The 15,851-nt window shown below is 38.3% G+C and carries 13 protein-coding genes; 12 read left to right on the top strand and 1 reads right to left on the bottom strand.

Annotated elements, in window-relative coordinates; all coding sequences use genetic code 11:
- The first annotated feature begins 17 nt into the window (after window positions 1-17).
- Window positions 18-1,223 (top strand): methionine adenosyltransferase, encoded by a 1,206-nt coding sequence (metK, locus tag TH67_RS06675; protein ID WP_072594882.1) that lies wholly within the window; start codon window positions 18-20, stop codon window positions 1,221-1,223.
- Window positions 1,224-1,266: 43 nt separating this feature from the next.
- Here the strand turns inward: metK and TH67_RS06680 are convergent, their stop codons facing one another.
- Window positions 1,267-2,559: an apolipoprotein N-acyltransferase gene (locus TH67_RS06680; RefSeq protein WP_180371736.1), complete on the bottom strand. Its 1,293-nt coding sequence runs from the start codon at window positions 2,557-2,559 to the stop codon at window positions 1,267-1,269.
- Between TH67_RS06680 and yajC the strand changes: the two genes are divergently transcribed.
- From yajC to TH67_RS06735, 11 genes are read left to right on the top strand one after another with little or no spacing between them, the layout of a single operon-like run.
- Window positions 2,535-2,807: a preprotein translocase subunit YajC gene (gene yajC, locus TH67_RS06685; RefSeq protein ID WP_021090619.1), complete on the top strand. Its 273-nt coding sequence runs from the start codon at window positions 2,535-2,537 to the stop codon at window positions 2,805-2,807. The two genes, TH67_RS06680 and yajC, sit on opposite strands and share 25 nt — an antisense overlap.
- On the top strand, window positions 2,807-4,387 hold the full coding sequence (gene secD / locus TH67_RS06690) for a protein translocase subunit SecD (RefSeq protein WP_072594884.1): 1,581 nt from the start codon (window positions 2,807-2,809) through the stop codon (window positions 4,385-4,387). The genes yajC and secD overlap by 1 nt, the downstream gene beginning before the upstream one ends.
- A 2-nt stretch (window positions 4,388-4,389) precedes the next feature.
- The gene (secF, locus tag TH67_RS06695) at window positions 4,390-5,361 is read left to right on the top strand and encodes a protein translocase subunit SecF (RefSeq protein ID WP_072594885.1); all 972 of its coding nucleotides are present in this window, start codon (window positions 4,390-4,392) and stop codon (window positions 5,359-5,361) included.
- Between the two features lie 9 nt (window positions 5,362-5,370).
- Window positions 5,371-5,709, top strand: a complete 339-nt coding sequence (locus TH67_RS06700; RefSeq protein WP_021090699.1) for a DUF6394 family protein — start codon at window positions 5,371-5,373, stop codon at window positions 5,707-5,709.
- 8 nt (window positions 5,710-5,717) lie between these two features.
- Complete coding sequence (leuS, locus tag TH67_RS06705) at window positions 5,718-8,183, top strand: leucine--tRNA ligase (protein ID WP_072594886.1); 2,466 nt, start codon at window positions 5,718-5,720, stop codon at window positions 8,181-8,183.
- Window positions 8,184-8,186: 3 nt separating this feature from the next.
- The gene (lptE, locus tag TH67_RS06710) at window positions 8,187-8,726 is read left to right on the top strand and encodes an LPS assembly lipoprotein LptE (RefSeq protein WP_072594887.1); all 540 of its coding nucleotides are present in this window, start codon (window positions 8,187-8,189) and stop codon (window positions 8,724-8,726) included.
- On the top strand, window positions 8,707-10,281 hold the full coding sequence (locus TH67_RS06715) for a GGDEF domain-containing protein (RefSeq protein WP_072594888.1): 1,575 nt from the start codon (window positions 8,707-8,709) through the stop codon (window positions 10,279-10,281). Before lptE ends, TH67_RS06715 begins: the two co-directional genes overlap by 20 nt.
- Window positions 10,278-11,480, top strand: a complete 1,203-nt coding sequence (locus TH67_RS06720) for a Mur ligase family protein (RefSeq protein ID WP_072594889.1) — start codon at window positions 10,278-10,280, stop codon at window positions 11,478-11,480. Before TH67_RS06715 ends, TH67_RS06720 begins: the two co-directional genes overlap by 4 nt.
- A complete protein-coding gene (mfd, locus tag TH67_RS06725) occupies window positions 11,461-14,406 on the top strand; it encodes a transcription-repair coupling factor (protein ID WP_072594890.1) in 2,946 nt (981 codons plus the stop codon). Before TH67_RS06720 ends, mfd begins: the two co-directional genes overlap by 20 nt.
- On the top strand, window positions 14,403-15,167 hold the full coding sequence (locus TH67_RS06730) for an ATP-binding protein (RefSeq protein ID WP_072594891.1): 765 nt from the start codon (window positions 14,403-14,405) through the stop codon (window positions 15,165-15,167). The genes mfd and TH67_RS06730 overlap by 4 nt, the downstream gene beginning before the upstream one ends.
- Window positions 15,164-15,832, top strand: coding sequence for an endonuclease III domain-containing protein (locus tag TH67_RS06735; RefSeq protein WP_072594892.1), 669 nt, complete (start codon window positions 15,164-15,166; stop codon window positions 15,830-15,832). Before TH67_RS06730 ends, TH67_RS06735 begins: the two co-directional genes overlap by 4 nt.
- The last annotated feature ends 19 nt before the right edge of the window (window positions 15,833-15,851 follow it).

A 15,851-nucleotide genomic window follows, 5' to 3' on the forward strand; every position in this document is an offset into this window, starting at 1 on the left:
TTAATAAAAGGATAAAAATGTATCTATTTACCTCTGAAGTTGTAAGTCCGGGCCATCCAGATAAATGTGCTGATATCATCGCTGATAGCATAGTGGATACTATTTTAACGCAAGATCCAAATGGACGCGTCGCTAGCGAAGTTTTTGTGGCTGGAAAAAATATAGTAATAGGTGGAGAGATAAACTCAAAGGTAAAACTCTCTTATAAAGACTACGAAAAGATTGTAAAAGACGCTCTTGCGCATATTGGATATGATGGAAAGAGCAATTTCACAAAAGAGCAGTGCTTGCACCCAGATGATATTGAGGTTAAAGTTTGCATAAATCAACAAAGTCCAGATATAAATCAAGGCGTTGATCAAAGTAGTGGTGAGATCGGAGCAGGCGATCAAGGTATTATGTTTGGTTTTGCAAGCTGCGAAGCAAAAGAATTTATGCCAGCAGCTATAACTTACGCAAGAATGCTTTGCGATAAAGTATATAAATTTGCCAAAGCAAACCCTGATAAGCTTGGTGTTGATATAAAAACACAAGTTACGATTGACTATGGTAGCAAAGACAACTTTGAAAACTGCAAACCTCAAAGCATCCACACTATCGTTGTCTCTGCCCCTTGCGTGGAGAGCATGAAGATAGAAGAGCTTCGCGCACTAATTCAAAATTTAATAGACGAAACTGGTCTTCCAAAAGAGCTATATAATAAAGAAAAAACGATCATCTATATAAACCCAACAGGCAGATATGTAAATCACAGCTCACTTCACGATAGCGGCCTAACAGGTAGAAAACTAATCGTTGATAGCTTTGGTGGATATAGTCCAATAGGCGGCGGTGCTCAGTCAAGTAAGGACTACACAAAGGTTGATCGCAGCGGACTTTACGCAGCGCGCTGGATAGCTAAAAACATAGTCGCAGCTGGCCTTGCAAAAAAATGTATCGTCCAGATAAGCTACGCGATCGGTGTTGCAAAGCCAACTTCAGTTAGTGTTGATACCATGGGAACTCATGCAAATGGCATAAATGACGATATGCTTTCAAATTTTGTAAGCGAGCATTTCGCTCTAACGCCTCGCTGGATAACAAATAAATTTGGTCTTGATAAGCCAAGTAAAGATACGTTTTTATATGCAAAAGTAGCTGCAAAAGGTCAAGTAGGAAATGCAAAATACCCTTGGGAAAAGCTTGATGCAGTCGATACTTTCAAGGCTTTACTAAAAAAATAATCAAAAAAGTGGCTTTATCTAAAAGCCACTTTAAATTTCTCTTTTAGAACTCATCCCAAAATACTTTTTTAGGCTTTATGATCTCACTTTTTGAGCCATTTACGCTGTGATAGACGACTTTATTGTATTTTGTAGCAAGGTGTTTTATTAGTAGCCTTTGAAGCACAGGTTCGCTACTTGGTACAAACCAGCCGTTGTTTGTGATAGCTACAACCACGTCAAATTCGCCCTTATAAAGCTCCTCTCTTGTCGCTTCATAGCAGATGGCGTTTCTGATTTTAACTCCATCTATCTCATAGTCACTAAAATTTTCAGCCTTTTTAAAGTCGCTAGCTCCGCCAAAAAATATCTTATTTACTGCATCTTGCATAAATTTTGGCAAAGGAATTTCTTCGCCAAATGGTACTAAAAATTTCTTATCCATTCGTCTAAGATTGCCATCTTGAAATAAAAAGGCAGAGTTATAAATTTGCTTATTTTCATAAGCAAGCGCGCCAGCTACGATGGTTATCTTTTTTGAAAGCTCCTTTAGCTCATCGGCAAGTAGCGGCTCATTTGTCATAAATAATGGAAACGCACTCTCTGGTAGTACGATAAGGCGTTTTTGCTCGGCTATGGCGTTATTTATCAAGTCTAAATTTTCATTTGTAAATTTCATGCGTAAGCTTTTATCCCAGCGCACCCTTTGAGCGACATCGGTGTTTATTAGCTCCACGTCAAATGGCAGAGTTTTTGCCTCGTCACTTTTAAACTGCAAAGCAGCAATCAGACAGATAAAAGCTAGGCCAAATTTTAAAAATTTACCTTTTAAACTCAAAGAAATGGCTGCTAAAAATATAAATATAAGCCCTCTAGTATTTGGCTCAAAAACGCCTAAAACAAGCGTGGCTTCAAGGTTAAACCAGTTAAAGCCAAATGGATGCACGTAGCTTATTAAAAATAGCAAAACGGCTCTTAGTGCCACAAAGCTTGGAAAAGAGGCTATCCAAAACAAAAGTCCATAAACAAGGGCTACAAAGAGGATGACAAATGGGATAAGCCAGACAAGCTCGTAGTAGATAAAACTAAAGCCAATCCAGTAAAACCACAAAATCCCAGTGAAAAATCCAGCTGCGAAAAAGCCAGCTCTGCTTAAATTTATGATGATGTAAATTCCAGCTAGCGTGAGAAAAGGTGAGATGAAATTTAAAATTTGATTTTCAGCCATAGCTAAAAAAATGAAATTAGAAAGTAAAAAAGCACCGACAAAGGCTTTTATTATAATTTTAGTGCTAAAATGCCCATTTAAAAATCTTACAAATAAGGAAATCCATGCAAAACGCTGATTTTTTAACATCATTACTACCTCTTGTTGTGCTTTTCGCCATATTTTACTTTTTGGTTATTAGACCTCAACAAAAACAACAAAAAGCCCATGCAGCAATGCTCGCAGCTCTTGATAAAGGTGATAAGATAATAACTAATGGCGGACTTATCTGCGAAGTGATTAAAGCCGAAAATGATTTTATCAAAGTTAAACTTAACGATGATGTAATCGTTCGCATAGCACGCGAGTTTGTAGCTAAAAAGATCGAAGATAAATAATGCGTAACGCAAGAGTCACATATAGGCTAATTATCTTAATATTAGCCTTGATTTTTGGTTTTGGCTTTTCGGTACCATCTTTTTTTCAAACACAAAGCGGAGCTAAAATTTCACTTGGCCTTGATCTTCAAGGCGGCCTTCATATGCTGCTTGGTGTTGAAACGAGCGAAGCTATTCACTCAAAAATAAAATCAATAGCCGGAAGTATAAATTATTATGCTAAAAAAGAAGATGTGTTAATTGATAAATTTAAGATTAAAGAAGAGAACATTGACTTTACTCTCCTTGATGGCGACGAAGCTCCAAAAGTAGATAAAGCACTAGCTGAGATAAAGGGGCTTGATATCAAAAAAGATGGTTTAAATTACAGCATATCTTTAACCGAGCAAGAAAGAACGGATACGATCGAGTATGCGATCTCGCAAGCTGTTGAAACTATTAGAAACAGACTCGATCAGTTTGGTCTAGCTGAGCCAACTGTTGCCAGACAAGGCAAAGACAATATCCTAGTTGAGCTTCCTGGCATAAAGACTGAAGAGGATGAACAAAGAGCAAGAGATCTTATCGCAAAGGCTGCTCACTTGCAGCTTATGGCAGTTGATGATAAAAGACAAGATCAGGCTAATACAATGAGTGAGGCTGAAGCTGAAAGCTACGGCGATGTGATCTTTAAAGATGCTAAAAATGACCGTGTAAAATATGTCGTTAAAAATATCCCAGTGCTTGATGGCTCGATGCTAACTGATGCAAAGGTTGCATTTTCTCAGCAAAATAACCTACCGATCATAAATTTCACTCTTAACTCAGAAGGCGCTAGAATTTTTGGTGATTTTACCGGTGCAAATGTTGGCAAAAGGCTTGCTATTGTGCTTGATGGGAAGGTTTATTCAGCTCCTGTTATAAATGAAAGAATAGGTGGCGGTAGTGGTCAGATAAGTGGTGGCTTTACCCTTGATGAGGCTCACGATGTAGCGATCGCCCTTAGAAGTGGCGCGCTTTTAGCCCCTGTTAAGATGCTGGAAAAAAGAAGCGTTGGCCCATCTTTGGGACAAGAGAGTATCAACCAAAGTATGGTAGCACTTGCTGCTGGATCTATCTTAGTCGTGTTATTTATGCTAGTTTATTATGGAATTTCTGGAATTTTTGCAAATATCGCACTAGTTGCAGACGTCGTTATATTAGTAGCTGTTATGGCACTTTTTGGAGCAACGCTTACACTTCCTGGTATGGCTGGTATCGTGCTAACGATCGGTATGGCTGTTGATGCAAATGTCATCATAAATGAACGTATACGTGAGCTTTTGCGTGAGGGTGTGGCGATAAGAACAGCTGTGCAAAAGGGTTATGAGCATGCTATGAGCGCGATTATTGACTCAAACTTAACTACTATCATTACAGTTGCGGTGCTTTACGCTTATGGCACTGGCCCAGTTAAAGGCTTTGCAGTAACAATGGCAATAGGTATCATGGCTTCTATGCTAACAGCTATACTTGGTACTCATGGCATGTTTGACGCTGCTATGGACAAGATAGAAAAAAGTAGAAATACCAGACTTTGGTTTGGTTATAAAAGGAGCTAATGATGCAAATTTTTACTAAAGCAAAAGTTTATGATTTTATGCGTTTTAGATTTGCTTCACTAGCATTTTCTATATTTTTATTTGTTGGCTCTATCGTTTTACTTGCTACAAAGGGGTTAAACTACGGCATTGATTTCTCTGGCGGTACGCTTATTCAGCTAAAATACGACACCAAAGCACCACTTGATAAAATTCGTGATGCTTTTGGCACAAATGAAGTGCTTAAAAACGCCTCTGTTACTGAGTTTGGAAGTGACGATGAGGTGGTTATTAGATTTTCAGGTTCAAGCTCAAATTTAACTGGCGATATCGGCACTGAGATAAAAAAAATTTTAAAAGATACTGGAAATTTTGAAGTAAGACGCGTTGATATCGTTGGACCAAAGGTTGGCGACGAGCTTAGAGAAAAAGGCTTGATGGCTCTTGGAATTTCACTAATTGGTATATTGATCTACATCACATTTAGGTTTGAGTGGCGTTTTGCGCTTGCTGCGATCGCAACTGAAATTCACGATATAGTTATAACTGTCGGTGCTATTTCGCTATTTAATATTGATGTAAATTTGGATACGCTAGCTGCCGTTTTAACGGTGCTTGGCTACTCTCTAAATGATACGATTATTATCTTTGATAGGATCAGAGAAGGCATAAAAGAGAGCAAGCGAACTGATATCGAGGGTGTTATCAATGAGTCAGTTTCTGCTACGCTTTCAAGAACTATCTTAACTTCAGCAACTACTATGATGACAGTTCTTGTGTTATTTTTATTTGGTGGAGATATGATACATGGATTTTCATTTATTCTTATCGTTGGTATTGTCATAGGAACGATCAGTTCGATCTACATCTCTTCGCCGTTTCTTATCTGGTTTAAATTTAGCATCGAGCATTTTAGAAGTAGAGAGACTGAAAAGCAAAAGATAAAAAAAGAGCGTGAAAAAGAGCGTGCTATGTTTGAGAAAGGCGTTGTGTAAGGAGGGATAATGAACTGGGGAAAAGTTATCTACATATTTTTTGCATTGATGAGTCTTACGACTACGGCAGAATTTTTATATGATAAAAACGAGATCGCCCTTTTTGTGGCAGCTAGTATAAATTTGGTTTCAACGCTACTTAAGATCGGTGTTAAAAATTTACTCTCAGCTGAGCTTTTTGCAAGCTCGCTGGTTGCTGATTTACACCTTATACCAGCTTTTGTTATTTTGCAAGTCTCTGAAAATATAACACTTAGCTATTCATTAGCTATTGGCGCAGTCATTGCAAATATATTTTCACTAGCCTTGGTTTTAATAGAATCAAGTAAAGCTCAAGAAGAATTTTAGGAGAAAAAATGGCTGAAAAGAGAAAATATGAGCCTTTAAAGATAGAAAAAAAATGGCAAGAAATTTGGGATAAAAATGAAGAATTTGAACCAAAAGATGACCTAAGCTTGCCGAAAAAATATATCCTAAGCATGTTTCCATATCCAAGTGGACGCATACATATGGGGCATGTAAGAAACTACTCTATCGGCGATGCGCTGGCTAGGTCATATAGAAAAAACGGCTACAACGTGCTTCATCCTATTGGCTTTGACAGCTTTGGCATGCCAGCTGAAAACGCAGCCATAAAACATAAAATTCACCCTAAAATTTGGACTTATGAAAATATCGACTATATGAAAAAAGAGCTAGCAAGCCTTGGCTTTTCATTTTCTAAAAAGAGAATTTTAGCTACATCTGACCCACTTTACACAAAGTGGGAGCAAAGCTTTTTTATAAAGATGTTTGAAAAAGGGCTTGTTTATAGAAAAAATGCAATTATAAATTGGTGTGAATACGATCAAACTGTGCTTGCAAACGAGCAGGTGGAGGATGGCAAATGCTGGAGATGCGGTAATGATGTTGTACAAAAAGAGCTTCCTGGATATTACTTTAACATCACAAAATACGCTAGCGAGCTACTTGACGATTTGAAGCTTCTTGAAGGCAAATGGCCAAATCAAGTAATTACAATGCAAGAAAACTGGATCGGCAGAAGCTACGGCTTGGAGTTTAAATTTTATCTTGATGAGGCTTCAAAAGAGGCTTTAGGTGGTAAATTTGATGGCTTTGAAGTGTTTACTACAAGAGCTGATACGATTTACGGCGTTAGTTACACAGCCCTTTCGCCAGAGCATCCTATTGTAAAAGCACTACTTGAAAAAGCCAAATTTGATGAAAATAAAAAGGCAAAGATAAAAGCAATACTCAATCAAAGCCCAAGAGAGCGTCAAGCGAGCGAAAAAGACGGAGAGTTTTTGGGAATTTACGTCGTTCATCCGCTCACAAATGAAAAGATCCCAGTTTGGGTTGCAAATTTTATCCTAGCTGATTACGGCAGCGGTGCTATCATGGCTGTACCTGCTCACGATCAAAGAGACTTTGAGTTTGCAACTAAATTTAATCTATCCATAAAACCAGTCGTAAAGCCACTTGATGGTGAGAGTGATGGCTTTAAAGCATACTCTGAGTATGGTGTTTCTATAAATTCTGAGCTGATAAATGGTCTTAATTCAGAAGATGCCAAAAGCTTTATAATAGAAAAATTTGAAAAAGATGGTCTTGGCAAAAGGATCACAAACTACAAACTAAGAGACTGGGGAATTTCTCGCCAAAGATACTGGGGTGCGCCAATACCTGTTGTGCACTGCAAATGCTGCGGCGTAGTGCCAGAAAAAGAGGAAAATTTGCCTATTGCACTGCCTGAAGATGTTGAGATCACAGGCGAGGGCAACCCACTTGATAAACATCCAACTTGGAAATTTACAAAGTGTCCAAAATGCGGCGAAGACGCGCTCAGAGAGACTGATACGATGGATACATTTGTGGAGAGTAGCTGGTATTTTGCTAGATTTGCAAGCGATGAGAAGAGTTGGGAGCAAAAAGCGCTTGATGAAAAGAGTGTAAACTACTGGATGAATGTAGATCAGTATATCGGCGGCATCGAGCATGCGATCTTGCACCTTTTATACGCTAGATTTTTCCAAAAGGTCTTAAGAGATCTAGGCTATCTAAGAGACGATGAACCATTTGAAAATTTGCTAACTCAAGGCATGGTCTTAAAAAATGGCAAAAAGATGAGCAAAAGTAAGGGCAATGTCGTAGATCCTGACGATATTATTAATAAATACGGTGCCGATACGGCGAGGCTCTTTATCCTTTTTGCAGCACCTCCTCAAAAAGAGCTTGAGTGGAATGACAGTGCAGTTGAGGGTGCATTTAGGTTTTTAAATAGGCTTTGGGAGAAGGCACAAGCTATCAAAAAGATAGACAAGCTGCCTGAGATAGATCACGAAAGCTTAAACAAAGATGAGAAATTTGCAAGGCTAAAAATTTATGAAGCACTTAAAAAATCAACCGAGGTTTTTGGCGACACATTTGCTTTTAATACATTGATCGCTGCTTGCATGGAGGCATTAAATGCCATAAATGCGCAGGATAACGAAGATGTAAATGCTGAGGGCTTTTTTATTATCTTAAATTTACTTGAGCCTATCGTGCCGCATATCGCAAATGAGCTTAGTGAAGAGCTTTTTGGTAGAAAAAATTTCACAAAAATAGACGTAAAAGAAGAGGTTTTTGTAAAAGATAGCATCGCTCTTGCAGTTACGGTAAATGGCAAAAAAAGGGCTGAGTTTGAAGTGGTAGCGAGCGAGAGTGAGGGTGAAATTTTAAAGCTAGCTAAGCAAAACGTAGCTAAATGGCTTGAAGGAAAAGAAATTTTAAAAGAGATTTATATAAAAGGCAAATTAGTAAATTTTGTCATTAAAGGATAAATTTTGAGATATTTTTTAGCGTTTTTTATTGCGATATTTATCTGCGGATGTGGTTATAAACCAGTTTCAAAGATCACACATGATCTAGTTGGCGATAAAATTTACGTTGATGTGATTATCAGTAAAGAAGAGCCAAAAAATAGTGTTTGGATAAAGGATGCTGTAAAAGAGGGCATGGTTGCAAGGCTAAATAAAAATTTATCAAGCAAAGAGAGTGCTGATACTTCGATAATTATTTCGGTAAAAGATTTAAATTACGAAGCGATCATTTATGATGAGTTTGGCTACATTACGTCATACAAAGCACATTTAAGCTTAAATTATAAGACTAAATTTAAAGATGGTAGCGTGGTTGATATTCCAGCCACTGGCGAGTATGACTTTAGTGTCGCAAGACGTCAAAAAGATGTAAGATTTGCTGACAGCGTTCTTAGTGATACTCAAAAATACGAAGCTATCAAAGAGGCATCAAAAGAGGCCTTTGATGAGTATATCGCAAGTTTAGCGGTAAAAGGATATAGAAATGGCAGCAGTAACCGTTAGTCAAATAGTCAAGGAAGCCTTAAATGAGATCAAAGATCGTCATTTGATGCTAACGCCAGAGAATTACACTGAAGTCTATAATGAAATTTCTAAAAAATATGGCTTTACAACTGAAGAGAGTAAAAAGATAGAAAAATATATCTCAAGGCTTGGTGATGAATATAAAAATCAAGCCCTAAGCCTTCATATAAAGACGGTCGATGAGTTTGTCGCTTTTATGACTGCTAGGCTCTCTAGAGGTGCTCAACAAGGAGCAAGCCTTATGGCTGATGACAAAAAACTACAGTCACTAAATGCATTTGCTAGAAGAATTCTCCAAGCAATCTCAATGCTTCACAATAAAGATGCAAAAAGCTTAGCAGAGCAAAGTATGCAACTGCTTGCTAGAAGATATGATGAGAAAAATCTTGAAGAAATGTGCCTTAGATGGTTTGACTTTGTTAGCTCTTACGACACTGAATTTTTAGAATTTTTGAAATATTATGGTGTTAGAAATTTTGATGATTTAAAGACAATGAGTTCTGAACTTGAAAAATTTCTTACACAAAAAGATGAAGATGATGAAGAGGATGTTTTGATTCAGCTTTTAAGCCTTACTCTTGAGCCTTCTATTACAAAGGATCTTGATGAAGAGCTTAGCACGATAAGAAGTACTTTGAAGCAAAATCCTAAAACCTTAAATAGCAAAGAATTTCAAGAAAAGGTAAAGGCATTTGTTGATCGCAGAATAGAAGAAGATAGAACAGAGATCATAGAAAAAGTTGGTTCGCTAAATAATGTCTTGCAAAATATAAGCGAGAGAATTTCTGATATTGCAGTTAGCTCGCAAAGTAGTTCCGATAAAGTAAAAAGCATTAAAAATGATCTTAAAAATGTAAATTTAAATACAAATAGCATTGATCAAGTAAGAAGCATGCTTATTGAGATCGCTGGTGCTTTGGAGATCGAGAGCAAAGAGCTTGGTATCGAGATGCACAATAGGCAAGCTACTATCTTAGAGCTTCAAAATAGAGTGAACAGCCTTGAAAAAGAGCTTGAGGAAGCTAAGTTGGAGAGTAAAGAGGACTTTTTGACAAAAGTATCTACTAAGCGTGCTTTGATGAACGAGATTCAACGCATCGAAGAGGCATATAAACGCTATGGGACTGATTATTCTATCTGCTTTGTTGATATTGATCATTTCAAAAGCATAAACGATACTTATGGGCATGAGGCTGGAGATGTTATTCTTTCAGCAGTGGCTCAAGTGCTTAAGAAAAACGCTAGAAAGGTTGATTTCGTTGGTAGATATGGCGGTGAAGAATTTGTAATCTTGCTTCCAAGTACTGGCTTAAAAGATAGTGTTAAATTTGGAGATAAGCTAAGAAGCATGATAGAAAATTTTAAATTTATCTATAAAAATGAGCGTATTAAGGTTACTATCAGCTCTGGCATAGCGACAAGAAGTGCAAATTTAAGTGAGACAATGACGCTTGAGGCTGCTGATAAGATGCTTTATCTCTCAAAAGAAAATGGTAGAAATCAAGTAATGCCAAAGATAATCGAGGAAAAATGAGCCTAGCTAAATTTCTTGATGGCAAACCACTTTACTATAAAGAGATTGACTATGGCAGGATTATTAGAGCGTATGCGACTATAAAAGAGCATATAAAGCCATTTAAGATTATTCACATAATAGGCACAAATGGCAAAGGTAGCACTGGCCGCTTTTTAGCGCAAATTTTAAGCCAAAATGGTACAAAAGTAGGGCACTACACAAGCCCTCATATATTTAAATTTAACGAGCGATTTTGGCTAAATGGTGAGGTTGCTAGCGATGAAATTTTAGAGGCAGCTCATGAGCGTTTGCAAGGACTTTTAAGCGACGAGTATAAGGTAAAAACTAGCTATTTTGAGTATATGACACTGCTTTCTGCGGTACTTTTTGAGGGTTGTGACTACTTTGTTTGCGAGGCTGGCATGGGCGGTGTGCTGGATGCGACAAATGTCTTTGAAAAAGAGCTAAGCATCTTTACTCCGATCGGCTTTGATCACACGGCGATACTGGGAAATAGCTTAGAAGAAATTTCACGCACGAAATTTGAAGCCATGGGCAAAAGAGCTATTTTAAATGATGATATGAACGAGATAAGTGTGGCTATCGCAAAAGAGATCGCAAGCGAAAAAGGCGCAACTCTGAGCTTTCCAAGAGAAATTTTGACCAAAGAAAATTTAAACGAGATCGCAAACTACGCAGATAAATTTAATCTACCAGAGTTTTTACGCTCAAATTTAACTCTAGCCTACGCAGCAGCTAAAATTTTAGATAGCAGCATAGATATCAAAAAGCTTGGCGCTTTATCGCTTCGTGGCAGATGCGAAAAGATCGCTTCAAATTTATACGTGGATGTCGGTCACAACGAGCTTGGCGCTAAGGCTGTGGCTAAGAAATTTAGCCAAGAAGAGTTTAGCGGCAAGAAGCTAACGCTAGTTTATAACTCATTTTTAGATAAAGATTTCAAGGCAGTTTTGGCAGCTCTAAAGCCAGTCATTGAGGACGTGCTACTTTATCACTACCACTGCGAGGGCAGAGAGCTTGGCGGAGAGCTCATAAACAAAGCACTAAACGAGCTTGAAATTTCGCATAGAGAGTTTGAGCTAAGCGATATGAATGATATAAAAGAGGCAAAAAACGGCAAAATTTACCTAGCATTTGGCTCGTTTCACCTGGCCGAAGCCTTTTTAAAAGAGTACTATGCAAGCAAAGGTCTATGAGTATCTTTTAACACACGCCCCACAAATTCTCATCTGCGAAGATGACAAAGAAGCGGCACTCTGCGCTGATGCGGCCAGTTTTGCTGGCTTTAGCGCATTTAAACTACCTGATTTTAGAGCTAAAAAGGGCGATGATCTAAGAAGCTTTAACGAAGAGCTCTTTGAAATTTCATCCGTTCTTAGCAAATACTATAAATTTGATGGCAAAAAGATCATCATAAGCCCATTTAGCACGCTTTTAAACCCACTTCCAACGCAAAAAAACTTAGAGAGCTCAACGATCAAGCTAAAAGATAATCTAAATTTAAGCGAATTTGCCGACTTGCTCATACGATTTGGCTACGAGTGCGTCGATATCGTTGAGAGCGTTGGCGAGTTTAGCATTCGCGGCGAAGTGATCGACATTTATGGCGTAAATATGGACGATCCTGTTAGAATTTTACTCTTTGGCGATGAGGTGGAGAGCATAAGAAATTATAACACCACCACGCAAATTAGCAACAAAAATGAGCTAAGCGAAGCCGAGATCGTGCCATTTATCGCAAATTTGAGCAAAGATGAGTTTGAAAAAGTTAGCCAAAAGATCGAGGATATGCAAAGTGACGCCTTGGTGAGTGATCTAAATTCGCTTGGATTTTGGGCGATAGATAGCTTTAGTGACTATTTAAAAGAATTTGACTCAAAACTTGTTAAAAAAATCGATTTTGAAATTTATGATGTGCCTGAGGAGAAATTTAAGGGCATTGAAATTTTGCCTGAGCCAAAGGTCTATAAAGACTTAGAAGTTACTTTAAATTTTGACTTTTTTGAGCTAAATAAGAGCAAAAGCATAACCGTTCTTTCAAGAAATGAGGGGCTTTTTAAGGGTTATGAGCTTGATGGCTTTGCAAACGTAAAACTTGAAATTTCGCCCCTTGTAGTAAATTTAACCTCAAACGACAAGATCGTAGTATCACTAAATAAATTTGAGAAAAAAAGGCGAGTTAAGCGCTCAAGCCTCGTTGTCGATGAGCTAAAAGTAAATGACTACGTCGTGCATGAAGATTATGGTATAGGCAGATTTTTGGGGCTTGAAAAGATCAAGGTTTTGGGCGCGACGAAGGAATTTGTGGTTATTGCCTACCAAAATGATGACAAGCTTCTTTTGCCAGTTGAGCATCTAAATTTGATAGATCGCTACATCGCGCAAAATGGCTCTATGGCGGTGCTTGATCGCTTAGGCAAGGCAAATTTTGCCAAGATAAAAGAAAAAGTTAGAGAAAAACTCTTTGCTATCGCTTCAAAGATCGTAGCGATGGCGGCAAAAAGGGAGCTAATCGCTGGTAAAATTTTGCAAAAAGAGGATATCTCTTATCTAAATTTCGTCCAAGACGCTGGCTTTTCATATACGAGCGACCAGCAAAAAGCGGTAAATGATATAAAAGATGAGCTAAAAAGCGGCAAGGTGATGGACAGGCTGCTTAGCGGAGATGTTGGCTTTGGCAAGACCGAAGTTGCGATGAATGCCATATTTACCTGCATAAAATCAGGCTTTAGCGCGTTTTTCTTTGTGCCAACTACGCTTCTTAGCTCGCAGCACTTCAAGACGTTAAGCCAGAGATTTAGCAAATTTGGCATAAAGGTCTTTAGGCTAGATCGCTTCTCAAGTGCCAAAGAAAAATCAAGCCTGCAAAAAGCGCTAAAAGAAAATGAGCCCATAGTTTGCGTGGGTACGCATGCGCTTCTTGGCGTAAAGGCTGAAAATTTAGGGCTTATCGTCGTTGATGAGGAGCATAAATTTGGCGTTAAACAAAAAGAGCAACTAAAAGAAATTTCTCAGCACTCACACATCTTAAGCATGAGCGCCACGCCGATACCAAGAAGCCTAAATATGGCGCTTAGCAAGATAAAAACATATAGCATTTTAGCCACTCCGCCAAGCTCGAGGCTAGATGTGAGAACAAGCGTGAGAGAGTGGGACAAAAAGGTTGTCAAAGAGGCGATCATGCGTGAGCTAAGACGCGGTGGGCAGACCTTTTACATCCACAACCACATCGCAGACATCGAGCAGACAGCAAATGAGCTAAGAAAAATTTTGCCAAAGCTTAGGATTTTGATACTTCACTCAAAGGTAAATGCAAAAGTCACTGAAGATGAGATGATGAAATTTGAGCGAGGCGAGTATGACTTGCTGCTTTGCACCAGCATCGTTGAAAGCGGCATTCATTTGCCAAATGCAAACACCATAATCGTAGAAAATGCTAATAAATTTGGCATGGCTGACCTGCATCAGCTCCGCGGACGCGTGGGTAGAAGCGACAAGCAGGCTTATTGCTACTTTTTGGTAGAAGATAAAGATGCCATTAGTAAAGACGCTCTAAAACGACTTGTCGCACTTGAGGGCAACTCATTTTTGGGCGCTGGCTCAGTTCTAGCTTATCACGATCTTGAGATAAGAGGTGGTGGCAACATCATCGGCGAGGCGCAAAGCGGCCACATCGAGGCTATCGGCTACTCGCTATATCTAAAGATGCTAGAAGATGAGATAAACAAGCTTCTTAATCAAGACTCCGCAAAGCTTGACAAGATCGATCTAAAGCTTAGTGTGAGCGCCTTTTTAAATCAAGAATTTATAAGAGAAGATAGGTTAAGGCTTGAAATTTACAGGCGCCTTAGCAAGTGTAAAGAGGTAGCCGAGGTCTATGAGATACAAAGCGAGCTTGAGGATAGATTTGGCAAAATAGATACGTTTACAAAGCAGTTTTTAGATGTCATCATCGTCAAAATTTTAGCCCTAAAAGCTGGTATAAAAACGATCTCAAATAGCGAACAAAATATACTAATAACAAAAAATGATGATGAGAAGATCAGGCTAAAGTCACGTAGCAAGGACGATGACGATGTTTTGGCTGAAATTTTGGTCTATCTAAGAAAGGATAAGAAGTGATAGATTGGGGTGTGAAATACGCAGCGATTTATAAAAGTACAAAAGGCATGCTAAAACCAGTTGATGATATTGATTTTGTCGATATTGACTCACTTTATGGGTTAGAAAAGCAAAAAGAAATTTTGCTAAAAAATACTCTAAATTTTATAGAAGGTAAGGATGCAAATCACGTGCTTCTTTGGGGCGAGAGAGGATGTGGCAAGTCAAGCCTTGTAAGGGCTGTTTTTACTAAGTTTTATAAAGAGGGACTTCGCATCATTGAGATCGGCTGCGAAGATCTAAAATACCTTGGCGACATCATTGATGAGATCAGAAAGAGCGAGTTTAAATTTATCATTTTCTGCGACGATCTAAGCTTTGAAAATGGTAGCAATGAGTATAAATTTCTAAAGCCTATCATGGATGGCTCTATCCAAAAGCCACCAAAAAACGTCCTTTTATACGCCACGTCAAACCGCAGACATCTAATAAGCGAGTTTAAAAGTGAAAATGAAAACTCAGAGCTAATAGACGGCGAAATCCACTACAGCGACGCAGCTCAGGAGAAAATTTCTCTCTCAGATCGCTTTGGCCTTTGGATCAGCTTTTATCAAGGCAACTACGATGAGTATCTAAAAATGGTTGATTTTTACTTTAAGGATTACATAGGTGACAAAGAGGAGCTTCATACGCTTGCTAAAAATTTTGCCACGCTAAGAGCCAGCAGAAGTGGCAGGACGGCAAAGCAGTTTTATCTAACTTTTAAAGAAAATTTAAAATGAGATCAACTGATCTATTTTTAACCTTGTTTAATCACAAAAACAAAAATTTTGATGAGCTAAAATGGCCAAGCGAGGGTACTTTTGAGGTTATTTTGGGTGCTATTTTGGTACAAAATACCAACTGGAAAAACGTAGAAAAAGCATTAAATAATCTAAAAAATGCTGGCAAAGATAGTTTAGAAGGCATCTGTTTTCTTGAAAACAGCGAGCTTGCCACGCTTATAAAGCCAAGTGGCTTTTATAACACAAAGGCAAAACGTCTAAAAATGCTCTGCTTAGCTATAAAAAATGAATTTGAGGGCTTTGAAAATTTTAAAGAAAATGCCAGCCGTGAGTGGCTCATAAGTGTAAAAGGTGTTGGAGCCGAGACTTGCGATGCGATACTTGCTTATGCTTGTGGTAAACCTTACATGGTCGTCGATGCTTACGCGCTTAGGATAATGGCGTATTTTGACTACACTTTTGAGAGCTACGACGAGGCGGCTGAGTGGTTTAGCTCGCTTGATTATGATGAAATTTATAAAATTCTTGATAGCGAGAAATTTGATGAGGTTGAAATTTTAAAACTCTACCACACTCTTATTTTGGAGTTTTGCAAAGAGAATTTCAAAGGTAAAATTTTAAGCCAAAATGGTCAAAAAATATTAAGCAGCATTAAAAATTAAACTACTAATATGTAACAAC

It is taken from the genome of Campylobacter concisus (genome assembly GCF_001891085.1).
Classification (GTDB): Bacteria; Campylobacterota; Campylobacteria; order Campylobacterales; family Campylobacteraceae; genus Campylobacter_A; species Campylobacter_A concisus_O.